General features: G+C 62.5%; 19 protein-coding genes, 1 tRNA gene and 1 pseudogene. 12 read left to right on the plus strand and 9 right to left on the minus strand.

Annotated features, from left to right (window positions below; genetic code table 11):
• The first annotated feature begins 33 nt into the window (after positions 1-33).
• Entirely contained in the window at positions 34-585 is a 552-nt protein-coding gene (gene flhC / locus FSY45_RS20995) for a flagellar transcriptional regulator FlhC (RefSeq protein ID WP_003052834.1), read from the plus strand.
• A 445-nt stretch (positions 586-1030) separates the two neighbouring features.
• Here flhC and ppc read toward each other — a convergent pair whose 3' ends face one another.
• Positions 1031-3880: a phosphoenolpyruvate carboxylase gene (gene ppc / locus FSY45_RS21000; protein ID WP_003069143.1), complete on the minus strand. Its 2850-nt coding sequence runs from the start codon at positions 3878-3880 to the stop codon at positions 1031-1033.
• Positions 3881-3958: 78 nt separating this feature from the next.
• Here ppc and hemC point away from each other — a divergent pair, with 78 nt between their 5' ends.
• Genes hemC through FSY45_RS21020 form a run of 4 tightly spaced genes read left to right on the plus strand, consistent with a single transcriptional unit; the run spans position 3959 to position 8202 of the window.
• Positions 3959-4903 (plus strand): hydroxymethylbilane synthase, encoded by a 945-nt coding sequence (hemC, locus tag FSY45_RS21005; protein ID WP_046460917.1) that lies wholly within the window; start codon positions 3959-3961, stop codon positions 4901-4903.
• A 13-nt stretch (positions 4904-4916) separates the two neighbouring features.
• Entirely contained in the window at positions 4917-5762 is an 846-nt protein-coding gene (locus tag FSY45_RS21010) for a uroporphyrinogen-III synthase (protein WP_046460918.1), read from the plus strand.
• Positions 5759-6874: a uroporphyrinogen-III C-methyltransferase gene (locus tag FSY45_RS21015; protein WP_046460919.1), complete on the plus strand. Its 1116-nt coding sequence runs from the start codon at positions 5759-5761 to the stop codon at positions 6872-6874. Before FSY45_RS21010 ends, FSY45_RS21015 begins: the two co-directional genes overlap by 4 nt.
• 17 nt (positions 6875-6891) lie before the next feature.
• Positions 6892-8202, plus strand: a complete 1311-nt coding sequence (locus tag FSY45_RS21020) for a heme biosynthesis protein HemY (protein ID WP_046460920.1) — start codon at positions 6892-6894, stop codon at positions 8200-8202.
• A gap of 164 nt (positions 8203-8366) precedes the next feature.
• Here FSY45_RS21020 and FSY45_RS21025 read toward each other — a convergent pair whose 3' ends face one another.
• The 4 genes from FSY45_RS21025 to FSY45_RS21040 all read right to left on the minus strand — a co-directional run bounded on the left by FSY45_RS21025 (position 8367) and on the right by FSY45_RS21040 (position 13420).
• Positions 8367-9653 (minus strand): cytochrome c, encoded by a 1287-nt coding sequence (locus tag FSY45_RS21025; RefSeq protein ID WP_046460921.1) that lies wholly within the window; start codon positions 9651-9653, stop codon positions 8367-8369.
• Positions 9646-10215: a (2Fe-2S)-binding protein gene (locus FSY45_RS21030; RefSeq protein WP_003069132.1), complete on the minus strand. Its 570-nt coding sequence runs from the start codon at positions 10213-10215 to the stop codon at positions 9646-9648. The genes FSY45_RS21025 and FSY45_RS21030 overlap by 8 nt, the downstream gene beginning before the upstream one ends.
• Entirely contained in the window at positions 10215-13022 is a 2808-nt protein-coding gene (locus tag FSY45_RS21035) for a xanthine dehydrogenase family protein molybdopterin-binding subunit (RefSeq protein ID WP_148748373.1), read from the minus strand. The genes FSY45_RS21030 and FSY45_RS21035 overlap by 1 nt, the downstream gene beginning before the upstream one ends.
• 197 nt (positions 13023-13219) lie before the next feature.
• A complete protein-coding gene (locus FSY45_RS21040; RefSeq protein ID WP_123975029.1) occupies positions 13220-13420 on the minus strand; it encodes a hypothetical protein in 201 nt (66 codons plus the stop codon).
• A gap of 124 nt (positions 13421-13544) precedes the next feature.
• Here FSY45_RS21040 and FSY45_RS21045 point away from each other — a divergent pair, with 124 nt between their 5' ends.
• The 6 genes from FSY45_RS21045 (at position 13545) to galU (ending at position 20487) form a co-directional block, all read left to right on the plus strand.
• A complete protein-coding gene (locus tag FSY45_RS21045; RefSeq protein ID WP_046460923.1) occupies positions 13545-14093 on the plus strand; it encodes a cytochrome b in 549 nt (182 codons plus the stop codon).
• A 150-nt stretch (positions 14094-14243) separates the two neighbouring features.
• Complete coding sequence (locus FSY45_RS21050) at positions 14244-14807, plus strand: YceI family protein (RefSeq protein WP_003069127.1); 564 nt, start codon at positions 14244-14246, stop codon at positions 14805-14807.
• Between the two features lie 82 nt (positions 14808-14889).
• Positions 14890-15465, plus strand: a complete 576-nt coding sequence (locus tag FSY45_RS21055) for a YceI family protein (protein ID WP_046460924.1) — start codon at positions 14890-14892, stop codon at positions 15463-15465.
• 195 nt (positions 15466-15660) lie between these two features.
• On the plus strand, positions 15661-16311 hold the full coding sequence (locus tag FSY45_RS21060; RefSeq protein WP_003069123.1) for a VOC family protein: 651 nt from the start codon (positions 15661-15663) through the stop codon (positions 16309-16311).
• Positions 16312-16611: 300 nt separating this feature from the next.
• Positions 16612-19527: a valine--tRNA ligase gene (locus FSY45_RS21065; protein ID WP_046460925.1), complete on the plus strand. Its 2916-nt coding sequence runs from the start codon at positions 16612-16614 to the stop codon at positions 19525-19527.
• Between the two features lie 72 nt (positions 19528-19599).
• Positions 19600-20487: a UTP--glucose-1-phosphate uridylyltransferase GalU gene (galU, locus tag FSY45_RS21070; protein ID WP_046460926.1), complete on the plus strand. Its 888-nt coding sequence runs from the start codon at positions 19600-19602 to the stop codon at positions 20485-20487.
• A gap of 87 nt (positions 20488-20574) precedes the next feature.
• Here the strand turns inward: galU and FSY45_RS21075 are convergent, their stop codons facing one another.
• From FSY45_RS21075 to cysM, 3 genes are all read right to left on the minus strand, one after another.
• Entirely contained in the window at positions 20575-20802 is a 228-nt protein-coding gene (locus tag FSY45_RS21075; RefSeq protein WP_003052800.1) for a sulfurtransferase TusA family protein, read from the minus strand.
• Positions 20803-20870: 68 nt separating this feature from the next.
• A complete protein-coding gene (locus tag FSY45_RS21080) occupies positions 20871-21494 on the minus strand; it encodes an NUDIX domain-containing protein (protein ID WP_003069116.1) in 624 nt (207 codons plus the stop codon).
• A 197-nt stretch (positions 21495-21691) separates the two neighbouring features.
• Positions 21692-22597 (minus strand): cysteine synthase CysM, encoded by a 906-nt coding sequence (gene cysM, locus FSY45_RS21085; RefSeq protein ID WP_003069113.1) that lies wholly within the window; start codon positions 22595-22597, stop codon positions 21692-21694.
• A gap of 40 nt (positions 22598-22637) precedes the next feature.
• Here cysM and FSY45_RS21090 point away from each other — a divergent pair.
• Positions 22638-22722: transfer RNA gene (locus FSY45_RS21090), tRNA-Leu, on the plus strand.
• A 340-nt stretch (positions 22723-23062) separates the two neighbouring features.
• Here FSY45_RS21090 and FSY45_RS28335 read toward each other — a convergent pair.
• Positions 23063-23188, minus strand: a pseudogene (locus tag FSY45_RS28335) (IS481 family transposase); the annotation flags it as partial.

The following is a 23188-nucleotide window of genomic DNA, read 5'->3' on the forward strand; positions in this document are numbered from 1 at the left end:
CGCTAGCGACTACCTGGTTTTAAGGAGAGATTGATGCCCGCCGCCAAGACTGCCACCAAAAGCGTTCTGAACGAATCCAAGCAAATCGAGCGCGCCGCCATGCTCATCGAGATGGGCGCCCGCATGCAGGTGCTGGAGTCCGAGACCACGCTGTCTTATGAACGCCTGATCCGGCTGTACAAGGAAATCTCGGGCAAGTCTCCGTCCAAGGGCCAGTTGCCGTTTTCCACGGACTGGTTTCTGACCTGGCAGGAAAACATCCACAGCTCGCTGTTCCTCAACATCTACGAATACCTGTCCAAGGGCGTGGAGCTGGACTCGGCCGAGCAGCTGACCAAGGCCTACCGCCTCTATACCGAACAGATTCAGGCCGCCGAACTCGAGGTGCTGCTGTCCTTTACCCGCGCCTGGCGCCTGGTGAAGTTCGTCGATGCGCAGATGCTGACGCGCACCCAGTGCTCGGTCTGCAAGGGCCAGTTCGTGACCGAGCCTTACGAGAATGCGCGCCACTACCAGTGCGGCCTGTGCAATCCTCCCGCGCGCGCCGGCAAGAGCAAGGCCGCCGGGTCCTTAATGCTTCACTGAGGGGTTGACTCCCCTGAGCCGCTTTGCGGCTTCCCCCTGAGGGGGACGACATCCTCGCTGCGCGGCGGCGCTTGCTTGATGTCTCGCTTTTGGAGCATGAGTGCTTGAAGGCTTTTCAACTTTCATAGCTGCTAGCGCCATACAACAAAGGGTTTGAAGCATTTATTGGCCTCAAACCCTTTATGCGTTGGCACATGCAGCTCCTAAAGATGCAGCCTATCTTCCGTGATCTGCTGCGGCGGCTTCAACGTGTCCGGCCTTGATGGCCGAGAAACTGCGACAGCGCTTGCTGGATGGCTCGCTGTGCAAGCGCGCTTGCTTGAGGGCTCTTCAACTTCCATAGCTGACAGCGCCAAACAACAAAGGGTTTGAAGCATTTATCTGCTTCAAACCCTTTATTCATTAGCGACACAAGCTCCTAATTCAGGAGCATCCATCAGCGACCTCAACCCGTGTTGCGCACTCCGGCGGCGATGCCGTTGATGGACAGATGGATGCCGTTCTTGACCCTGTCGTCGGTCTGTCCCGCACGCCAGCGGCGCACCAGCTCCACCTGCAGGTGGTTCAGCGGGTCGATATAGGGGAAGCGGTGGCGGATGGAACGCGCCAGCGCGGAGTTGTGCTCCAGGCGCTGCTTGTCGCCCGTGATCTGGTTGAGCGCTTCCACCGTGCTCTGCCACTCGGCCTCGATCGCACCGAAGATGCGGCGGCGCAAGCGCGTGTCGGTCACCAGCTCGCTGTAGCGCGAGGCCAGGTTCAGGTCGCTCTTGGCCAGCACCATGTCCATGTTCGAGAGCAAGGTGCGGAAGAACGGCCACTGGCGGTACATCTTCTGCAACAGCGCCAGCTGCGCCTTGGCATCCTTGCCCGGACGGTGGATGAAGGCCTGGATCGCCGAGCCGAAGCCATACCAGCCCGGCAGCGTCAGGCGGCACTGGCCCCAGCTGAAGCCCCAGGGAATGGCGCGCAAGTCCTCGATGGCCTGGGTCGCCTTGCGCGATGCGGGGCGCGAGCCAATATTGAGTTCGGCGATCTCGCGAATCGGCGTGCTGCTGAAGAAGTAATTGGTAAAGCCCGGAGTCTCGTAGACCAGGGCGCGATAGGCCGCCATGCTGGCTTCGGACAGAAACGCCGCAGCCTCCAGGAAGGCCTTGGTCGCCGGCTTGGTCGGCTGCAGCAGCGTGGCCTCCAGCGTAGCGGCCACCAGGGTCTCCAGATTGCGGCGTCCGATCTCGGGGTTGGCGTATTTGGAGGCGATGACCTCGCCCTGCTCGGTCAAGCGGATCTGACCGCGCACCGTGCCTGGCGGCTGCGCCAGAATGGCCTGGTAGCTGGGGCCGCCGCCACGTCCCACGGTGCCGCCGCGGCCGTGGAACATGCGCAGCCGGATGCCGTAGTGATCGGCCAGATCGTCAAACAGATCGACCAGCGCAATCTCGGCCCGGTACAGCTCCCAGTTGCTGGTGAAGATGCCGCCGTCCTTGTTGCTGTCGCTGTAGCCCAGCATGATGTCCTGCTCGCCACCGCTTTTTCGGACCAGCTCGGCAATGCCGGGCAGCTGGTAGTAGCGGCGCATGATGGGCGCGGCATTGCGCAGGTCCTCGATGGTCTCGAACAGCGGCACCACGATGAGATCACATTGCGCACCGTCCTGCAGCGTGCCGCGCAGCAAACCCACTTCCTTTTGCAGCAGCAGCACCTCGAGCAGATCGCTGACGGTCTCGGTGTGGCTGATGATGCAGTGGCGAATCGCCTCGCTGCCCAGGCGCTCGCGCAGGCGTCTGGCGGTCTCGAAGATGGCCAGCTCGCTGCGGGTGTGGTCGCCGTAGTCGGCGCCCATCACGCGCAAGGGTCGTGCGTCTTCGAGCAGGCGCACCAGCAGCGCGCATTTAGCGTCTTCTTCGAGCAGGCTGTAATCGAACTCGACCTTGGCGACCGAAAGCAGCTCGCGCACCACTTCCTCATGCTTGTCCGAGCTTTGGCGCAGGTCCACCGTGGACAGATAGAAGCCGAAGACCCTCACCGCGCGCATCAGCGGGCGCAGGCGCTGCGGCGCCAGGGCATCGCCGTGATAGCGCGACAGCGAGTCGTCGATGATCTGCAGATCGGCCAGAAAGGCGTCGGCCGATGCATAGGCATTCTGGGGCGCCACGGCATGGCGTGCCGCCTCGCCGCCCGTCAGCTGCCTGAGCGTCGCAGCCAGCCGCGCATAAATGCCCGTCAGCGCCCGGCGATAAGGCTCGTCGCTGCGGTGCACATTGTGGTCGGGCGAAGCATCGGCCAGTGCCTGCATCTCGGGCGTGATGTCCACCAGATTGGCCGACAGCGACAGCTCGCCGCCCAGATAATGCACCTCGCGCAGATAGTGGCGCAGTGCCACATCGGCCTGGCGCGACAGGGCCAGCTCCAGACTCTCGGCCGTCACAAAGGGGTTGCCGTCGCGATCACCGCCAATCCATTGGCCCATGCGCAAAAAGCTCTGCTCGGGCAGCTTCTCGCCCAGCTCCTGCTCCAGCTGCTCATAGATCTTGGGGATCTCCTGCAGGAACGTGGCCTCGTAATAGGACAGAGCGTTCTCGATCTCGTCGGCCACCGTCAGCTTGGAATGACGCAGCAGCCGCGTCTGCCACAGCTGGGCCACGCAGGCTCGCAGCTGCGCCTCCACCCGCGTCAGCTCGCGTGGGGTCAGCGCGTCCTTGGCGCTGTTGTAGAGCTGGGCGCGCATCAGGATATCGTCGCGCTCGGCCAGCAACTGGGCGATGCGGCGCTCGGCCGTCAGAATGCTCTGGCGCTGCACCTCGGTGGGGTGGGCAGTCAGCACGGGCGAGATGAAACTCTTGGCCAGTGTATCGACCACGGTGGCAGTCGAGATGCCCGCCCAGCGCAGGCGCGCCAGTGCCACCTCGATGCTGCCTTCCTGCGTATTGCCGGCGCGCTCGTGCACGGCGCGGCGGCGGATGTGGTGGCGGTCTTCGGCCAGATTGGCCAGGTGCGAGAAGTAGGTGAAGGCGCGAATCACGCTCACCGTCTGATCGCTGGACAGTCCCTTGAGCAGCTTCTTGAGCGCCTTGTCGGCCGCCTCGTCGGCATCGCGCCTGAAGGCCACCGATAGCTGGCGCACCTGCTCGACCAGCTCGTAGGCCGGCCCGCCTTCCTGCTCGCGAATCACATCGCCCAGAATGCGCCCCAGCAGCCGTATGTCCTCGATCAGCGGCAAATCCTTGTCGGTCTTGCGCACCGGCTTGTCGCCATGTTTGTCTGTATGTGCGGCGCTCTTGGGGCGGGCGGAAGGCATGAACTATTCTCCTTGGGCACGGTGTAGGGCAACTTGCCATGCTAGCATTCCCCGTTACCCGCTTGAGACCGCGCCGTCATGAAATTTTCTGCATCCTCACCCACATCCATCGTCATTGCCACACGTGAGAGCCAGCTGGCCATGTGGCAGGCCGAGCATGTGCAGGCGATCTTGCGCGGCCGCGGCCACAGCGTCGATCTGCTGGGGATGACGACCAAGGGCGACCAGATTCTGGACCGAGCCCTGTCCAAGGTGGGCGGCAAGGGTCTGTTCGTCAAGGAGCTCGAAGTGGCTCTCGAGGAAGGGCGCGCCGATCTGGCCGTGCATTCCCTGAAGGATGTGCCCATGGAGCTGCCCGAGGGCTTTGTGCTGGCCTGCGTGATGACGCGCGAAGACCCGCGCGACGCCTTTGTCTCCAACCGATATGCGTCGCTGGACGAGCTGCCCCAGAGGGCCGTGGTCGGCACCTCCAGCCTGCGTCGCCAAGCCCTGCTGCAGGCGCTGCGCCCCGATCTCAAGATCGAGGCCCTGCGCGGCAATGTCAACACCCGCTTGCGCAAGCTCGACGAAGGTCAGTACGACGCCATCGTGCTGGCAGCCGCCGGCCTGATGCGCCTGGAGATGAGCGAGCGCATCCGCGCCAGGTTCGCCCCGACACAGATGCTGCCCGCCGCCGGCCAGGGCGCATTGGGCATCGAGGTGCGCGCGGATCGCCAGGACATCATCGACGCTCTGGCTCCGCTGGCCCATATGCCCACCTGGCTGACCGTGACTGCCGAGCGAGCCGTCAGCCGCTGCATGGGCGGCAGCTGCTCCATGCCGCTGGCCGCCTACGGCCGCTTTGAAGGCAACACCCTGCACATGGATGCAGCCTGGGGCGATATGGAGGGCAGCAAGGGCCTGGTGCGCGTGCAGGCCAGCGCCCAAGTCACGGACTTTGCCAGCGCCAACGCCCTGGGCGAGCAACTGGCCGCGCAGCTGCAAGCCGCGGGTGCCGTGCCTGCGGCGCCCAAGCAGGACTGAGCCGCGCCTGCCCATGCGCCGCGTTCTGGTCACCCGCCCCTTGCATGATGCGAAACCCTGGGTCGATGCGTTTCGCGCCCGCGGCCTGCAGGCCGAGGCCTTGCCGCTGATAGGCATAGGGCCCTGCACAGACCCGGCAGCACACCAGGCTCTGCTGAGGGCGCGCCAGTTGGCGCTGAAGCCCGGTCACTACCGGGCCGTGATGTTTGTCAGCGGCAATGCGGTGCAGTATTTTTTTGCCCAGGATCAAACCCCAGCGTTCGATGCTGAAGCGTTGCTAGCGCCGGATACCAGGGCGTGGACCCCCGGGCCAGGCACAAAGCGCGCCCTGCTCGAAGCAGGACTGGCCTCTCTCCAAATCGACGGCCCTTCGCCTGACGCGGCGCAGTTCGAGTCCGAAGCGCTTTGGCAGAACGTCCACGGCCAGGTTCGCCCTGGCGACCGCGTGCTGATCGTGCGCGGCACCAGCCCTGCGACCGCCCCCGTCGCCGACAATGCCGGCATGCCAATCCCGTCCACACAAGGCGCAGGCCGTGACTGGCTGGCAACCCGGCTGCGCGAAGCCGGAGCCGAGGTGGAACTGCTGGCCGTGTATGAGCGCCAGCTTCCCGTATGGACGGCGCAACAGCTGGATCTGGCCCGGCAAGCCGCCAGCGACGGCAGCCTGTGGCTGTTCAGCAGCTCGGAAGCTGTTGCCAACCTGCAACAGCTGCTGCCTCAGCAGCAATGGCACTCAGTGTTAGCGCTCACCACCCATGAACGCATTGCCAGCAAAGCACTTTCAGCAGGTTTCGGTCGGGTTTTGCACAGTCGCCCAAGTCTGGACGATGTGGTTGCGTCTATAGAATCGGCTCTATGAGCTCCGATGCCATCCCCACCTCCGACAAGCAACCCATAGCCCCACCGCCCAGCCAGGACCATCCCGCCTCCGTTCAGACCGGGCGTGGAGCCCCCACGGCTCTGGTGCTGACGCTGGGAGCGGTGGCTGCCGCAGCCCTGGTCGCCTGCGGCATGCTGTGGCAGCGCGTGGGCAATATGCAGGAGCAGCTGGCGCGTCAATCGGCGCAGTCCGGCGCGCAGTCGGTGGAGGCTCGCACCCTGGCCAAGGATGCTCAGGACCTGGCCCGCGACAGCGCAGCACGTGTCTCCGTGATGGAAGCGCGTGTGGCAGAACTCAGCCTGCAGCGCAACCAGCTTGAAGAACTGATGCAAAGCATGTCGCGCTCGCGCGATGAAAACCTCGTGGCCGATATCGAATCCTCGATACGCATGGCCCAGCAACAGGCGGAACTCTCGGGCAGCCTGCAGCCATTGGTGGCGAGCCTCAAATCAGCCAGAAAGCGCGTGGAAAGCACGTCCCAGCCGCGTCTGGCGCCCGTCGTGCGCGCCATTGATCTGGATCTGGACAAGCTCTCACGCATGAGCGTGACGGACACCACGGGGGTACTCAGCCGTATCGAAGACCTGATCCGTCAGGTGGACGACCTGGCTCTCATCAACGATGTGGGTCGCCAGCGTGCGCGCGATGCTCAGCCCCGCAAGACGGCGGCCGCTCATGACACTCCCGAGGACGCCAGCCTCTCCCTCACTCAATGGGCCTGGTGGCAGGGCCAGGGTCAGCGGGTCTGGGACTCCTTCAAGGATGGCGCGGCCGATCTGGTGCGCGTGCGCCGCATCGATCACCCCGAGGTGGCCCTGCTGGCCCCCGAGCAAGGCTATTTCCTGCGCGAGAACCTCAAGCTGCAACTGCTCAATGCCCGTCTGGCCCTGCTGTCGCGCCAGTGGGAATCGGCGCGCGCCGACCTGAGCGCTGCAGGCACCTTGCTCAACAAATACTTTGACGCACGCTCGCGGCGTACCCAGATCGCCCAGGCGCAGTTGCAGCAGATTCAGGCCAATCTGCATACGGGCGGACGCGTGGAACTTGAAGACACGCTGAACGCTCTGACCACAGCGGCCGCCGGCCGCTAATCGAGGAGGACACAGAAATGCGCGCCGCCTTGTGGTTGATGGGTCTGTTTGCCGTGGCCGTGGCCATGGCACTGTTTGCCGGCAATAACCAGAGCTCGGTCACCTGGTTCTGGTCGCCCTACCGGGTGGACATGTCGCTGAACCTGGCCCTGGTTCTGCTCTTTCTGGCTTTTGTGCTGCTTTATGCCGCGCTGCGTGCCCTGGCAGTGCTGCTGCAGATGCCGCATCAGGCACGCCGCTGGCGCATGCAGCAAAAAGAGCGCGGCATGAACCAGAGCCTGCTCGAAGCGCTCTCGCATCTGCAGGCCGGCCGCTTTTTGCGCGCCCGCAAATCGGCTTTGGCCGCCTTGTCCACCGAGCAATCGCTGCGCGAGGCAAAGGCCGGCCTACCTTATGGCGAACGCCTGAACGCCACGGCCCATCTGATCGCCGCCGATGCGTCCCACGCCCTGCAGGATGCCGCCTTGCGCGACAAGCACTGGCAACAGGCTCTGGACGTGCTGCCCATCCCCGGCAACACCCAGGACATGGAAATTCGCGAAGGCGCCCAGATGCGCGCGGCCCGCTGGGCACTGGATGACCGCGATGCCGCCGAATCGATTCGCCGCCTGGGCGAGTTGCCGCTGGGCGCAGGCCGCCGCACGATTGCCCTGCGCATCAAGCTCAAGGCCGCACGCCTGTCCGGCGACACGCAGGCTGCGCTCGACACCGCCCGTCTGCTGGCCAAGCACCGCGCCTTCTCTCCCGCGGCCTCGGCCAGCGTGGTACGCGGCCTGCTGCTGGCCAGCATTCGCGACGCACGTGACACTTCGTCGCTGCAGCAGTTCTGGCTGTCGCTGGACGAAGACGAGCGTGCCATGCCCGAAGTGGCCATCCCTGCCACGGAACGCCTGATCGAGCTGGGTGGCGAAGCCCAGCAGGCACGCGCCTGGCTGCTGCCCGTGTGGGAGCATTTGCTGACTCAGCCCGGACCACGCACGGAAACCCATCTGCCCAAGCTGGTGGAAGTGTTGCAGTCAAGCCTGGGCAAGCTGGATGGAGCCTGGCTGGCTCGCATGGAAGCCGCAGCCAATGCCAACCCGCGCGAATCGCGCCTGCAATACCTGGCCGGCGTGGCCTGCGTGCAGCGTGAGCTATGGGGCAAGGCCCAGCAGTTGCTGACCCGCGCCGCACCGCTGCTGCAAGACCCCCAGTTGCGCACGCGCGCCTGGCAGCGCCTGGCGCTGATGGCCGAGCACCGTGGCGATATGGAGGCCTCGGCCATCGCCTGGAAGCTCGCAGCCCAGGCCATGGTGGTGCTGCCGGACAATCCGGCGCAGGACGAATAGGCGCGCTCCGACACGGCTTACAAGCAACAGGCAAGCCGCTACTGCGGCACTGAGTTGCGCGGACGCTGTGCGGCCAACTACCCTGCTCTCGCCGAGCGCAAAGCAAAAGGCCACGGCCGCCGCGGCAAGCCGCGAGCGACCGTGGCCTCAAGCCAGGTCTGGACTTACTTGCTGTGCTCTATGGTCTTCACATGCTCTGCCACCTGCGCGGCGGTCACGTCGCCAGGGCGGCCGCCCCAGGTCTGACGCATGTAGTTGACCAGGTCGGCCATCTCCTCGTTGCTGAGCTTGTCGGCATAGCCGGGCATGGTCTGCATGCGTTCGCCATGGGCCAGGTCACGCTCGTGCACGCCTTCGCGGATCACGCGAATCAGGTTGATGGGCGTGGGGAACATGGCCGTGGTGTTGGTGCTCATGGGCACCGACGAATGCGGCTGGCCTTGGCCCTGCGCACCGTGGCAGCCCGCGCACAAGCCCAGGTACAGATTTTCGCCCTTGACGCTGGTCTGCCCCTCGGCAGACTTGACCTTCGGCCCGGGCATCTCGCGGTTCTGGGTCAGATAGGCGGCCATGGCGCGCACATCGGCCTCCGCCATGCGCGAGGTGGAATGCTCGAGCACCGATGACATGCGGAAAGTCATCACCCCTTGCGGCGACAGGCCGGTGCGGAAGAACTTGACCAGATCGTCCTTTGTCCAGCCGCGCTCACTCAGGGCATCGGGGGTCAGCGCCGGAGCGTAGGAACCTTCGATGGTGTTGCCCTCGAGATAGCGCGAGCCATCCATGGCGAAGGTGGCCTTGGTGCGCGGGCTGTGGCATTCGGCACAGTGACCCAGCACATCCACCAGATACTTGCCGCGCACCAGTTCGTCCACCGACATGTCGAACTCCTTGGCGGCGGGGCGATTGAGCGCATTCCACATGGCCACGGCAGGACGGATGTTGAACGGGAAGTTCATCTCGCTGGGCTTGTTGGCGACTTCCACGGCCGGCTGCTTCATCAGCCACACCCACAGCGCATCGACATCGGCACGCGTGATCTGGTGGTAGCTGGCATAGGGCATGGCCGGATAGAGGTTCTTGCGCCCCGGCGCCATGCCGGCAGCCACTGCGCGGTATAGATCGTCGGCCGTCCAGCCGCCGATGCCGTGCTCCTTGGAAGGCGAGATATTGCTGCCGTAAAGCGTGCCCATGGGGGTGACCATGGGCACACCGCCCGCCAGCTCCGCGCCCGTGGCAGGCGAGCTGTGGCAGGCCGCACAGTCACCGCCGCGAAACACCTGCTCGCCGCGCTTGTAGAGCGCATCGAACTCCTGCGGGCCCAGCTTGGCAAAGTCCACCGTGGCCGGCGGGACGTCGCCGCTTGCGCTGCCGTACAGATACATGCCTCCAGCTACGAGCACGCCCAGCACGGCGGCTGCGCCCAGGCCTTTGATCCAGGTCTTAGCCATTGTTGACGACCTCCTTGCTGCGCTTGCCTGTGGTCAGGCCCGGCGTCTTCAGGATCACGTCGCGCACGGCGTTGTAGTAGCGCACATAGCCGGTGCAGCGGCAGATATGGGGCTCCAGTTGTTCCTCGATGGCTTTTTCCACCTCATCGGCGGGCACGGGCTGCTTCTGGAGCTTTTCCACCAGCACGGTGGCCGAGTTCACAAAACCGGGCGTGCAGTAGCCGCACTGGAAGGAGTAATGCTCGAGAAAAGCCTTCTGCACCGGCGAGGGATGGACCACGCCCTTGTCGTCCACGGAGGCAATGCCTTCCACGGTACGAATGGTCTTGCCGTTGAGCCAGGTCACGCCGGTCACACAGGCGGGCACGGTGATCGAGCCTTTTTCCGGATCGTCGACGATGATGGTGCAGGCGCGGCACACGCCCTGGCCGCAGCCCAGGCGCGTGCCGTTCATGCCCGCGTACTCCTGCAGGAACTCGATCATCATCAAGTCCTTGGGAACGTCGACGGGGCCTACCTGTTTGCGATTGATGGTGGCGGAGAATTGAATACGGTCCTGCATCACAGTGCCTCTTTGATTTTGTCGGGGGTCACAGGGGTCGCATGGAAGCGCTTGCCCGTGGCATGGGCGATGGCGTTGACGCAGGCGGCGACCACCGGGATCATCACCACCTCGGCCATGCCCTTGGGCGGATCGGTGCGCGACAGCGGCGGCAGCACCACGCCCTCGGCCTTCCACACGGCCACTTCGCTGGCGCGCGGCACGTGGTAGCGGTTCAGGTTCCACTGGCCGTTGCCGGGGCCGCTCTCATGGCGCGGCAGGTCTTCGTACAGCGCATGACCAATGCCCATGGCCACACCGCCCTGGATCTGGCCGGAGACCAGCTCGGGCACGATTTGCGCGCCGCATTCCAGCCAGGTCTTGTGCGAGAGGAGGTTCACCTTGCCCGTACCCGGGGACACGGACAGCTCCACCATGGTGGCGCAGGGCGCGTAGTACACCGTGCCCGCATTGGTGCGCTGCACCGGCGGGTAATAGACCTTGTCGCGTGCGATGAAGGCATAGCCACCGGATTTCATCGCGGCCTTCTTGGCCTCGCCAGCTCCCTTGCCGTACTGCACGGACAGGGCGTCGATCATGGCCTGGAACTTCCTGCCCTCGACCGTGAAGTCGGCCTTGGCCCAGGCCCAGCGATTGAAGGCGTGCACACAGACGCCGGTCACGATGCCCTGCTCGTGTGCGCGCTCGGCCAAGCGCTCCAGGCTCAACGGCTCCAGGCCCTCGGCCACGAGCATGCGATCGCGCCACTCCAGCATGTCTTCGGTGACGGTGCTGGGCAGCATCTGCCCCCCACCCTCCTTGCCGGACCAGATTGACTGGGCAGCAGGCCACAGGCAGAGCTTGAGCAGCAACTGCGCCGCCTGTTGCGTGGCGTGGCGGAAGTAGTAGGCCGAGTTCGAGGCCGATACCGGCGAGACCAGGCGCGGTGTCCAGGTCGGGTCCCGCGCCAGCTCGTCTTCCTTGGCCTGGGGCGTGGTGTAGGGCTCGTCCTTGGTGTGCAGCGGCAGGTTGTCCCAGTGGTTCACCGCGAAGTCCACGTCGTCCGCCGGGCGCCCCAGGAAGGGCTCGACCGCCACCAGCTGTGCCGTGGTACTGCCGGTGCCGATCTCGGTGGCGATGTGGCGCATTTTGATGCGACCCTCGGGCGTGATCTCGAGCTGCGCGATCGAGGCTTCTGCCCCCGTGCCGAAGTCCTTTTGCACGGCACCGAAGCCTATGCCGTAGCGCAGGCCGGGGTTGGCTGCCTCGAAGTCGGCCTTGCGCTTGGCGCGCTCGGTCCACATCGGGTCCTTCGCGGCCATGTCGAGGATCTCGCCGATACGCAAATGACCCGAGGGCGAGGCGCCCTGGGTGTTCTTCATGCTGCTCTTGAGCACATTGCGTCGGCGCAGCTCGATGGCATCGAGGCCGATCTCCTGGGCGATCTCGTCGACCAGCATCTCGGTGTAGGCCATGGACTGCACCGTGCCGTAGCCGCGCATGGAGCCGGCCGTGACGCCGATGGAGGGGTACACCTCGGTCGACAGGTCGCTCTCGGGGAAGTAGTAAATGGATTGCGCCGCCGTCACTGCCACCGTGCCCACCGAGGGGCTGAAGTTGGTCACGCCGCCGCCGTCGCCCACCATGTGGCAGGTCAGCGCATGGAACTTGCCGTCCTTGTCCACCGAGATCGCTGTCTCCACGTCGAAGGGATGGCGCTTGAGAGCGAACTGGAAGTGCTTCCAGCGGTCCAGCACCAGCCGCACCGGGCGGCCCTGGGCATACAGCGACGCCAGTGCCACGTAGAACGGGAAGGGATGGTGCTCCTTCTGGCCGTAGCCCACGGTGTAGGAGCTGATGTAGTCGAGCTGGTTCAGCGGCAGCTTGCTGTCCTTGAGCATGTGCATCACATGCTCGGCCGTTCCGTAGGGCGCCTGGCTCGCGGCAACCATGTGCAGCGCACCGCTATCGCGCTCATACCAGGCCAGGCCGTTTTCCATTTCCATGGCCACATGCTCGATGGACTGGCTGTAGTACTTGCGTGCAAACGCGCGCAAGCCGTCCCTGGGCTGTTTCATCTCGGCCTGGATGCGTGCCGACTCGCCCATCAGCGCGCCGAAGGCGGGATGGCTGCTGTCGGGCCAGTGCACGCCTTTTTCATCGAGCTGCGGCCAGATGACGGTGTTCTTCATGGGCGAGAACCTGTCCTCGCCATAGCCGTCCTCGCCTTGCACGCGTACGTAGCGCGCGGCCACATAGGGCGCGCGTGGCGGCTGGGCAGCCTTGGCTCCGAAGCGGAAGATCGCGTCATTGAAGCGCAGGCGCTGGTTGGCCACGCGGAACTTCTCGTAGTCGTGCCAGATGGCCACGGCCACGGGGTGGCCCAGCATGGGAGAGACCTGGCCCTTTTTGACGAAGAACTCGCCATAGAAGCCCGGCTCGGGCATTCCAACGCCGTCGGCGGCGATGGACTCGGCGTCGATCAGCACATCAGGCTGGTAGTCGCTGCCCAGCACCGACAGATCCAGGCCTTCGTAGATGCGGTCGGCGCGCGGGATATGGATGGTCAGCGCATGCGACTGCTGCGCAGGCCAGCCCTGCATGTCCCTGGCGCGCAGGTCGATGGCAAAGACCTTCTGCCCGGTGACCTTGGCCATGCCGTCGCGGCGGTAGTTGAGCGTGTTGCCATTGATCCAGTGGGTCTCCTGACCGCTGGCGGGCGTTATCAATTCCGCAAGTGCGTCTTTGACCGGGCGCACACTCGCAATCACGCCCATGGCGGCGGCAGCCTTCAGAAAACTGCGCCGATTCAAGTCCAGTTTGGACACGGTTCCAACTCCTTGCTGCAATGCGCACAACAACAGCAAGGACTGGCGTGGGCACATCGCTAGATGACTATGTATTCCCGAACGTTGTATGCGTCCGAGAGTCAAAAAGCAGGTGATAACGGCTGCAGTTGTTGTCGGCATTTCTACCCACATATCGCCAGCCTTGGCCGTCCGCCACGCTTTGGTCTTTGAAAAGACTAAGAGGCGCGGAGTATAGAAACAGCAGCCTGCATGATTTGTTGCCACCTAAATTCACAAGTTAAATACTCGGAAAATTGATACCCATCAATACCAACTTCCTTTATTAGTGCTTGCCATGCAAAACGGCATGCGCCCACTTCGCTGTGCATCGAATGTTCGACGACCTTGCTGAAGCCAGCGCTTTTTGGTTCGGACATTCAGCTTTTTTGAATCGAGCCCTCAATCCTGCTGAACCTTTTTGCATTCGCCGCTTCATACACTGCATATCAATTTCAGCGGGTCCCCAGCGCCCGCGACCCGCACTTTCTGATTGCAGTTTCCATGAACTCAAGCTCCCGCTACACCGGTACCGCCATCGCCCTGCACTGGGTTCTGGCCTTGGCACTGATCGGCATCTTCGCCTTTGGCCTCTATATGACAGGCCTGCCTTTCTCGCCCACACGCCTCAAGTACTTCAACTGGCACAAATGGGCCGGCATGACGATTCTGATCCTGTCTGTGCTGCGCCTGGTCTGGCGCATCACCCACCGACCACCAGAGCTGCCCGAAGCCGTCACCCGCACCATGCCGGGCTGGCAGCGCATGGCCCACCATGGCGTGCATCACCTGATGTATGCGCTGTTCTTTGCCATCCCGCTGGTGGGCTGGATGTACAGCTCGGCAGCAGGATTTCCCATCGTGCTGTTCGGACAATTGCCCCTGCCTGACCTGGTGAGCAAGAGCCCCGAGCTGGCCGAATCGCTCAAGCCCTGGCATGGCTATCTGGCCTATGCGCTGGCAGCCCTGGTGGTGATGCATATCGCTGCCGTCATCAAGCATCAGGTCATTGACCGCGACGGACTGCTGTCACGCATGGTTCCGGGCCAATAGTCCCCCCTGAGCGGCGTTGCCGGGGCGGCCCCGCCGCTTCCCCCCTGGGGGACAACCGCTTTGCTGCGCGGCGGCGCTTGCCTGCTGTCTCGCTCCTTCAAGCCGTACCGGCTTTTGAGTTTTTTGTATGTTCATCACAAGGAGTTTTTGATGAAAGTCCTTTTTTCCTCTGCACTGATTGCAGCCGCTTTCCTGGGCAACACCGCACAGGCCGCTCAAGCCCTGGTGCCCGCACAGAGCGCCGTCAACTTTGAAGCCAAGCAGATGGGCGTGCCGCTCAAGGGCCACTTCAAGAAGTTCGACGCCCAGATTGCCTTCGACGCCGCCAAACCCGAGAGCAGCAAGATCCATTTCACGGTCGATACCGGCAGCGCCACCATGGGCGCCAAGGAAACCGATGCCGAACTGCCCAAGGCAGATTGGTTCAACGTTGCCAAATTCCCTCAGGCCACTTTTGACTCCAGCGCCGTCAAGGCTCTGGGCGGTGGCAAGTTCCAGGTGGACGGCACGCTGACCATCAAGGGCAATGCACAGAAAGTGAGCCTGCCCGTGACGCTGACCCAGTCCGGCGCCACCACCACGGCCGCCGGCACGCTGGCGCTCAAGCGTCTGAACTTCAAGATCGGCGATGGCGACTGGAAGGACACCTCCATGGTGGCCGACGAGGTCAATGTGCAATTCAAGCTGGCTCTGACTGGCGTCGGCAAGCTTTAAGCGTTTTTCGGCTCCAGTGCTTGATAGGCAAGCGCTGAAAGCTCATGTTTTGATAGTTCCAATCCCTGAAGGAGTATTCACCATGCGTTCCACTCTGTTCGCTCTGGCCGCTGCGTCCCTGTTTGCCACCGCTGTCCAGGCGGCACCAGCCACTTACGCCATCGACCCCACACACACGTTTGCGACTTTCGAGATCGACCACTTTGGCGCCTCCACCAACCGTGCCCGCTTCGACAAGAAAAGCGGCAACGTTCAGTTCGACAAGGCAGCCAAGACCGGCAAGGTCGAAGTGACTCTGGACATGACTTCGGTGAACTCCGGCACGCCCTCCTTCAACAAGCATCTGCAAAGCGCCGACATCTTCAACGTGGAAAAATTCCCCGAAGCCAAATTTGTCTCCGACAAGTTCGTGTTTGACGGCGACAAGCTCAAGGAAGTGACCGGCCAGCTGACCCTGCTGGGCAAGACCGCCCCCATCACCGTCAAGGCCAACAAGTTCACCTGCTACGAAAGCCCCATGCTGCAAAAGCGTGAAGTCTGCGGCGGCGACTTCGAGGCCACCATCGACCGCACCCAGTGGGGCGTGAACTACGGCATCCCCTACGGCTTCTCCAAGGAAGTGCGCCTGGTCCTGCAGATCGAAGCTGTGAAGCAGTAATCCAGGTCCGCAAAGACTCTCGAGTGAAGCCCCTTGCGGGCTCTCTCTTTGGCCCGGCCCGTGCAAGCGGTCCGGGCTTTTTTGCGTCTGCGGCATGCTTCAGACACAAATCCCCTTCATCAAAAAAATTTACTTTAGGTTAATCAATTACGAATAGTAGAATCAATCCACTCACACAATTGAAGGAGACATCGCATGAGCCAAGCCGCCCCTACCCCGGTTTACTCCCAGCCCCGGCGTGCGGACATGAGCCAGCTGCCCGCACCTGCCGCCGTGCAGCAGTTGCACCACTACGCCTACAAGGCCAAGGATGCGGAAGAGACTCGTCACTTCTACGAGGACATCCTCGGCCTGCCGCTCTACCACATCATCCAGAGCGACTATGTCCCTTCCACGGGCGAATACTGCCCCTACACCCATTTCTTCTTCCGCCTCAAGGACGGCTCCTTCATTGCCTTCTTCGACATTGGCGACGACGAAGCGGCCCTGCCCTCACCCAACACTCCGATCTGGATCAATCACATCTCCTTCCGAGTGGACTCCGTCCAGGAGCTGGAAAACACCAAGGCCCGCCTGCAGGCCTGCGGCGTGGAAGTGCTGGGCGTAACCGATCACCACATCTTCAAGAGCATTTACTTCTTCGACCCCAACGGCATCCGCCTGGAGCTGACGGCCCAGCTGGCCGACGAGCTGCAGATGCTCAAGGAAAGCAAGACCGCCCATGCACGCCTGGACGAGTGGACGGCCCGCAAGGAGCAGTGGCGCAAGGAACGTGCCGAGGGCAAGTCCAGCGCTCCCCTCAAGCCGCAGAACAACGACCGGCCGGAGTTTGTTCCTGGTAAGTAACTCCCCTGAGCGGCTACGCCGCTTCCCCCATGAGGGACGACGCCCTCGCTGCGGGGCGGTTGGGGCTGCCCAGGCCTTGCTCGACGTCTCTGGCGTGGTACATGCTTGTTCAGGCGCAGTCTCGCTAATTCAATAGCTACAAGCGCTTGATAAATAAGCGCAAGAGGACGAAATAAGACCTACCGCGCTCATCACTGGATCGGATCGCTAAAATCATTGGCAATCCGTCCTTATCTTTCATGCAGACGGCATCCCTTTTCAGGATGCCGTTTTCATTTCCAGAGTTCTTGTAACGCAGCCATGAGCGACACCATTCAACAGCCCGGCCTCGACAGCCTCTCCAAGTCTTTTGAACCTGCCTCCATCGAAGCCCATTGGGGCCCTGAGTGGGAAAAGCGCGGTTACGGCAATGCCGGCTATCGCGGCACAGGCAAGCCCGGTACCGAAGCTACCGCTGCAGGCAACAACTTCTCCATCCAGTTGCCCCCACCCAATGTGACAGGTACGCTGCACATGGGCCACGCGTTCAACCAGACCATCATGGACTCGCTGACACGCTACCACCGCATGAAGGGCTACAACACGGCCTGGATTCCCGGAACCGACCACGCAGGCATCGCCACCCAGATCGTGGTGGAACGCCAGCTGCAGACCCAGGGCGTGAGCCGCTATGAACTGGGCCGCGACGAGTTCACCAAGAAGGTCTGGGAGTGGAAGGAAAAGTCCGGCGACACCATCACCACCCAGATGCGCCGCATGGGCGACACCGTGGACTGGAGCCGTGAGTACTTCACCATGGACGACAAGCTGTCCAAGGTGGTGACCGAGACCTTTGTGAAGCTGTACCAGCAAGGCCTGATCTACCGCGGCAAGCGCCTGGTGAACTGGGATCCGGTGCTGCAGTCTGCAGTCTCCGACCTGGAAGTCGAGAACCAGGAAAAGGACGGCAGCCTGTGGCATATCGCCTACCCGCTGACCAGCGGCGAAGGCAATCTGGTGGTCGCAACCACCCGCCCCGAAACCATGCTGGGCGACGTGGCCGTGATGGTCCACCCCGAAGACGAGCGTTACAAGCACCTGATCGGCCAGACCGTGACCCTGCCCCTGGTGGGCCGCCAGATCCCCATCATCGCCGACGAATATGTGGACCGCGAGTTCGGCACCGGCGTGGTCAAGGTCACGCCTGCCCACGATCAGAACGACTATCAGGTGGGCCAGCGTCACAAGTTGCCCATGATCTGCGTACTGACGCTGACCGCCAAGATCAACGACGAAGCGCCTGAAAAATACCGCGGCATGGATCGCTTCGTGGCCCGCAAGGCCATCGTGGCCGACCTGGAAGAGCTGGGCCTGATGGTCGAGATCAAGAAGCACAAGCTGATGGTGCCCATCTGCGACCGTACCGGCCAGGTGATCGAACCCATGCTGACCGACCAGTGGTTCATCGCCATGAGCAAGGTCAGCGACCAGGACCCGAGCGGCAAGTCCATCGCCCAGAAGGCCATCGACGCCGTGGCCTCCGGCGAAGTTCAGTTTGTGCCCGAGAACTGGGTCAACACCTACAACCAGTGGATGAACAACATCCAGGACTGGTGCATCTCGCGCCAGCTCTGGTGGGGCCACCAGATTCCTGCCTGGTATGACGAAGAAGGCAATATCTACGTTGCCAAGAACGAGGCCGAAGCCCAGGCACAAGCTGACAAGGTTTCCCCCGGCAAGAAGCTGACCCGCGATGCCGACGTGCTGGACACCTGGTACTCCTCCGCCATGGTGCCTTTCAGCACCATGGGCTGGCCAGAGCAGGGCCATGCGGCCGATGACGACTTCAACCTCTACCTGCCCTCCTCGGTGCTGGTGACCGGCTACGACATCATCTTCTTCTGGGTCGCCCGCATGATCATGATGACCACGCACTTCACGGGTCGCGTGCCGTTCAAGCATGTCTACATCCACGGCCTGGTGCGCGATGCGCAAGGCAAGAAGATGAGCAAGTCCGAAGGCAATGTGCTGGACCCCGTGGATCTGATCGACGGCATCTCGCTGGAGCCGCTGCTGGAAAAGCGTACCACCGGCCTGCGCAAGCCCGAGACCGCGCCCCAGGTGCGCAAGAACACGCAGAAAGAGTTCCCCGAAGGCATCCCCGCCTATGGCGCCGATGCTCTGCGCTTCACCTTTGCTGCCCTGGCCTCGCTGGGCCGCTCCATCAACTTCGACAGCAAGCGCTGCGAGGGCTATCGCAACTTCTGCAACAAGCTCTGGAATGCTTCGCGCTTTGTACTGATGAACTGCGAAGGCCATGACTGCGGTCTGGCACCCCACACCAAGGAGCAGTGCCAACCGGGCGGCGAGTTCGCCGGCTATATGCACTTCAGCCAGCCCGACCGCTGGATCAGCTCGCAGCTGCAAAAGGTCGAGGCAGAAGTGGCCAAGGGCTTTGCCGAGTTCCGCCTGGACAATGTCGCCAACACGATTTACGACTTCGTCTGGAACGAGTTCTGCGACTGGTATCTGGAAATCGCCAAGGTGCAGATCCAGACCGGCAACGAGGCCCAGCAGCGCGCCACGCGCCGCACGCTGATCCGTACGCTGGAGGCGATTCTGCGCCTGGCCCACCCCATCATTCCGTTTGTGACGGAAGAACTGTGGCAGCAGGTTGCGCCCGTGGCCGGCCTCAAGGGCGACTCCATCGCCGTGGCACGCTACCCCGAAGCACAGCCGGAGAAGATCGACGAAGCCGCTATCGCCTACGTGGGCCGCATCAAGCAGATGGTGGATGCCTGCCGCGCGCTGCGTGGCGAGATGGGCGTGTCGCCCGCTCAACGCCTGCCGCTGCTCACCGTGGCCGGCAATGCCGAGGACTCGGCATTTATGCGCGCCAATGCCGACGTACTCAAGAACCTGGCCAAGCTCAGCGAAGTCAAGGTGTTCGATGACGAAGCCGCATGGGCCACCGCCGCACAGACTGCTCCGGTCAACGTCCTGGGCGACATCCGCATGGCTTTGTTTGTCGAAATCGACGTTGCAGCCGAGAAGGCCCGCCTGTCCAAGGAAGCCAAGCGCCTCGAAGGCGAGATCGTCAAGGCCAACGGCAAGCTGAGCAACGAGGCCTTCTGCGCCAAGGCTCCAGCCGCAGTGCTGGAACAGGAGCGCAAGCGCCTGGCCGACTTCGGCGCGACACTGACACGCATCAACGAGCAGCTCGCTCGTCTGGGCTAAACCCCGCTAAACTCTCTCCAAAAACAAGGCGCAGGCAACTGCGCCTTTTTTCCATCCAGAAAAGACAAGCACATGAGCAATCAAACCCGCGTCCGCAAAGCCGTGTTCCCAGTTGCAGGCCTGGGCACCCGTTTTCTGCCCGCCACCAAGGCTTCGCCCAAGGAAATGCTGCCTGTGGTGGACAAGCCGCTGATCCAGTACGCCGTGGAAGAGGCGTACGAGGCAGGCATCCGCGACATGGTCTTTGTCACCGGCCGCAGCAAGCGGGCCATTGAAGACCATTTCGACACTTCGTACGAGCTCGAGAACGAGCTGGAGAATGCCGGCAAGCAGGCCATGCTGGACCTTGTGCGCAGCGTCAGCCCGGCCGATATGAACTGCCTGTTCGTGCGCCAGCCCCGCTCCCTGGGCCTGGGCCATGCCGTTCTGTGCGCGCAACCCCTGGTCGGCAATGAACCTTTTGCCGTCATTCTGGCCGACGACCTGATGACAGGAGAGAATGGCGGCCCCGGCGTGATGGCGCAGATGGCGGCCGCTTTCCAGAAACAGGGCCGCTCTCTGCTGGCCGTTCAGGAAGTTCCGCTCGAGCACACCAAGCGATACGGCATCGTAAAGGGCGAGCCTGCGGGCGGCCCACTGATGCGCATCGATGAGATCGTGGAAAAGCCCGCTCCCGAGAAAGCGCCATCGCGCATGGGTGTGGCGGGCCGTTACGTGCTGACTCCCGCCATCTTCGACGAGATCCGCAACCAGCCAAAGGGTGTGGGTGGCGAGATCCAGCTGACCGATGCCATCGAACGGCTGATGGCTCATGAAGCCGTCTATGCCTTCCAGTATGCAGGCAAGCGCTATGACTGTGGTAGCAAGGAAGGCTTTCTGGAAGCCACGGTGGAGCTGGCGCTGCAGCACCCCGATGTGGGCGACAGCTTTCGCGAATACCTCAAGAGCTTGAGCCTATAAGCAAGATCGGCCAAAGCCTCTCTGATGACAAAAGGCCTGCGCTTGCAGGCCTTTTGTCCGTCCAATGCTCTCAGACCGATTCAGCGCTCAGCGCCGACGCAGGATATGGATGAATTCATCACCGACCGTCTGCTGCTCGACCAGCTCATTGCCGGTCTGCTTGGCAAAGGCCTGGAAGTCCCGGATGGAGCCGGTATCTGTGGCCACGACCTTGAGCAATTGGCCGCTTTGCATGGCAGCCAACGCCTTCTTGGCCTTGAGAATGGGCAGCGGGCAGTTCAGGCCGCGGGTGTCAACTTCTTGATCTACGTGCATGGGGTGGATTCCTCGTCAGCGCCGATTGTAGAAAAACCAGGCGCTGGCAGTGCCAGCGCGGTCTTTGCTCAATCCAGAGCCGGTGCCACCGTAAAGCGAGTGTCCTCAGCCCAGCGTCGCACAGGCCATTTGGCGGGATCAGGCTCCGGGTTCTGACCGGGACGGAAAGCACCAAAGCGCGGCTCGAAGCCTTTTTGCTTGATCCACTCTGCCAAAGCGTAGCCCGTGCCTGCAGGCCAGCACAGCGACTCCTGGGCCGTCTGCCAGCGGTATTCCAGAAGCTCGGGCGAGAGCTTCACATCCTCGGGTCGGCCCTGCACGCGCACATGGTAGGCAATCAGCACCTGATTCATGCGCAGAAACTCCGAGCAGCACAGCAGACGCAGTGCCTTCACCCGCAGCCCCGTCTCTTCGAGAACCTCGCGACAGATACCGGCTTCTGGCGATTCACCGGCCTCCATAAAGCCCGTAATCAGGCCGAAAACGCCCTCTTGCCACAGTGCATTGCGCGCCAGCAGCACCCGGCCGTCATCACCTTCCACCACAGCCGCCAGCACCGGCGTGGGATTGCCCCAATGCGTGAACCCGCAACTCGGGCAACGCAGACGCTGCACCTCGCCGCTGTCCTCGCTGGCCACAATCCATTGCAGCTCAGTCGCGCAGTTGGAACAAAAGCGGACTTCATAAGCCATGAGGCTCTCCGTATTCTTCACGACTTACGCAAAACGGGTTCAGGCGAGGCGTCTGTCTCATAAGGCAGGCCGCTGCTGCATTCTTGTTTGCGTAAGTCCTATTCTTGATATTGATAGCAGTCAGCGCTTGATGGATAAGCGCTGACTGTCATTTGGAGCGTTGATTCTCTTTTGCGCTATCACGCAAAAGACATTGCTCATGCCGGAAACACGCCTGTAGAGAGGTAGCGATCACCACGGTCGCACACCACAAACACGATGGTGGCGTTCTGCTCGCGTTTGGCAATTTCCTGGGCCACCCACAGGGCACCGGCAGCCGAGATACCCGCGAAGATGCCCTCTTCGCGCGCCATGCGGCGGGCCATGTCTTCGGCATCGTCCTGCGTCACATAGACCAGCTCGTCGACCAGCGAAGCGTCATAGATCTTGGGCAGATACTCCTCGGGCCACTTGCGGATGCCTGGAATGCGCGATCCCTCGGAAGGCTGAGCGCCGATGATCTTGATGTTCGGGTTCTTTTCCTTGAGGAACCTGGCCACTCCGGTAATGGTTCCGGTAGTACCCATGGCACTCACAAAGTGGGTGATCTCACCACCGGTCTGCTCCCACAGCTCCGGCCCTGTGGTTTCATAGTGGGCCCTGGGATTGTCGGGGTTGGCAAACTGATCCAGCAGCACACCCTTGCCCTGGGCCACCATCTGGTCGGCCAGATCGCGCGCATATTCCATGCCGCCGCTCTTGGGCGTCAGAATCAGTTCGGCGCCGTAAGCCTTCATGGTCTGTGCGCGTTCGATGGACAGGTCCTCGGGCATGATCAGAATCATGCGATAGCCCTTGATGGCTGCAGCCATGGCCAAGGCAATGCCGGTGTTGCCCGACGTTGCCTCGATCAGTGCGTCGCCCGGCTTGATCTCGCCGCGCTCTTCAGCACGCTGGATCATGGACAGCGCAGGCCGGTCCTTGACGGAGCCAGCCGGGTTGTTGCCTTCGAGCTTGCCCAGCACTACGTTTGCACGTTCACGGTTTGCATCCGCGCCGATGCGTTGCAATGCCACCAGCGGCGTGTGACCGATAGCATGTTCGATGGTCGAATAAGTTTTCATGTCTAATACTGTGCCATAATTCGCGTCTGCGCTAAGCGAAGCCCGGGTGGTGAAATTGGTAGACGCAGGGGACTCAAAATCCCCCGCCGCAAGGCGTGCCGGTTCGATTCCGGCCCCGGGCACCACATACAAAAAGCCGTTAAGTCTCAATGACTTAACGGCTTTTTTCTTTGCCGCAATGGTCCCCTCGCAATTTGCGATTTGGCGCATCTCAAAAAAACGATTGGCGCAAAAACCATGCGACGACATCCGAAAGCACGCCAGTGTCCTCCCGCTTGCGTGGCGAGATGGCAGCTCTCGCCTTGGACAGAGGCGCCCCCATCCAGCGATGGCTTCAGTCTGCCTGGCGCCCCGCAAGCCTCGTAATTTCCCTCCCCCAATACCTTGCATCCCATGCTGCGGGTTCGCGACATGCCGACCGGCTCGTAATTTGCCTCCACGAAGCAGGCAGGCTCGGCGGTAACTGTCGGGTCCCGGATGATTACGCACGTTCTTGACGAATAAATCAGGAGCTTTCATCTTCCATTTTTTGAGTGCTTGGACTGGGGCTTCATGCCCCAGTGCCTTTTGTGGCAAGTGGTGGTTGTACAG

Source organism: Comamonas sp. Z1, assembly GCF_008121555.1.
In the GTDB taxonomy this organism is placed as follows: Bacteria; Pseudomonadota; Gammaproteobacteria; order Burkholderiales; family Burkholderiaceae_C; genus Comamonas; species Comamonas thiooxydans.

What these genes read in the sequence shown, in the direction of transcription:
- flhC (WP_003052834.1), top strand. Translation starts at nt 34, where the DNA reads ATGCCCGCCGCCAAGACTGCCACCAAAAGCGTTCTGAACGAATCCAAG.
- ppc (WP_003069143.1), bottom strand. Translation starts at nt 3,880, where the DNA reads ATGCCTTCCGCCCGCCCCAAGAGCGCCGCACATACAGACAAACATGGC.
- hemC (WP_046460917.1), top strand. Translation starts at nt 3,959, where the DNA reads ATGAAATTTTCTGCATCCTCACCCACATCCATCGTCATTGCCACACGT.
- FSY45_RS21010 (WP_046460918.1), top strand. Translation starts at nt 4,917, where the DNA reads ATGCGCCGCGTTCTGGTCACCCGCCCCTTGCATGATGCGAAACCCTGG.
- FSY45_RS21015 (WP_046460919.1), top strand. Translation starts at nt 5,759, where the DNA reads ATGAGCTCCGATGCCATCCCCACCTCCGACAAGCAACCCATAGCCCCA.
- FSY45_RS21020 (WP_046460920.1), top strand. Translation starts at nt 6,892, where the DNA reads ATGCGCGCCGCCTTGTGGTTGATGGGTCTGTTTGCCGTGGCCGTGGCC.
- FSY45_RS21025 (WP_046460921.1), bottom strand. Translation starts at nt 9,653, where the DNA reads ATGGCTAAGACCTGGATCAAAGGCCTGGGCGCAGCCGCCGTGCTGGGC.
- FSY45_RS21030 (WP_003069132.1), bottom strand. Translation starts at nt 10,215, where the DNA reads ATGCAGGACCGTATTCAATTCTCCGCCACCATCAATCGCAAACAGGTA.
- FSY45_RS21040 (WP_123975029.1), bottom strand. Translation starts at nt 13,420, where the DNA reads ATGTCCGAACCAAAAAGCGCTGGCTTCAGCAAGGTCGTCGAACATTCG.
- FSY45_RS21045 (WP_046460923.1), top strand. Translation starts at nt 13,545, where the DNA reads ATGAACTCAAGCTCCCGCTACACCGGTACCGCCATCGCCCTGCACTGG.
- FSY45_RS21050 (WP_003069127.1), top strand. Translation starts at nt 14,244, where the DNA reads ATGAAAGTCCTTTTTTCCTCTGCACTGATTGCAGCCGCTTTCCTGGGC.
- FSY45_RS21055 (WP_046460924.1), top strand. Translation starts at nt 14,890, where the DNA reads ATGCGTTCCACTCTGTTCGCTCTGGCCGCTGCGTCCCTGTTTGCCACC.
- FSY45_RS21060 (WP_003069123.1), top strand. Translation starts at nt 15,661, where the DNA reads ATGAGCCAAGCCGCCCCTACCCCGGTTTACTCCCAGCCCCGGCGTGCG.
- FSY45_RS21065 (WP_046460925.1), top strand. Translation starts at nt 16,612, where the DNA reads ATGAGCGACACCATTCAACAGCCCGGCCTCGACAGCCTCTCCAAGTCT.
- galU (WP_046460926.1), top strand. Translation starts at nt 19,600, where the DNA reads ATGAGCAATCAAACCCGCGTCCGCAAAGCCGTGTTCCCAGTTGCAGGC.
- FSY45_RS21075 (WP_003052800.1), bottom strand. Translation starts at nt 20,802, where the DNA reads ATGCACGTAGATCAAGAAGTTGACACCCGCGGCCTGAACTGCCCGCTG.
- FSY45_RS21080 (WP_003069116.1), bottom strand. Translation starts at nt 21,494, where the DNA reads ATGGCTTATGAAGTCCGCTTTTGTTCCAACTGCGCGACTGAGCTGCAA.
- cysM (WP_003069113.1), bottom strand. Translation starts at nt 22,597, where the DNA reads ATGAAAACTTATTCGACCATCGAACATGCTATCGGTCACACGCCGCTG.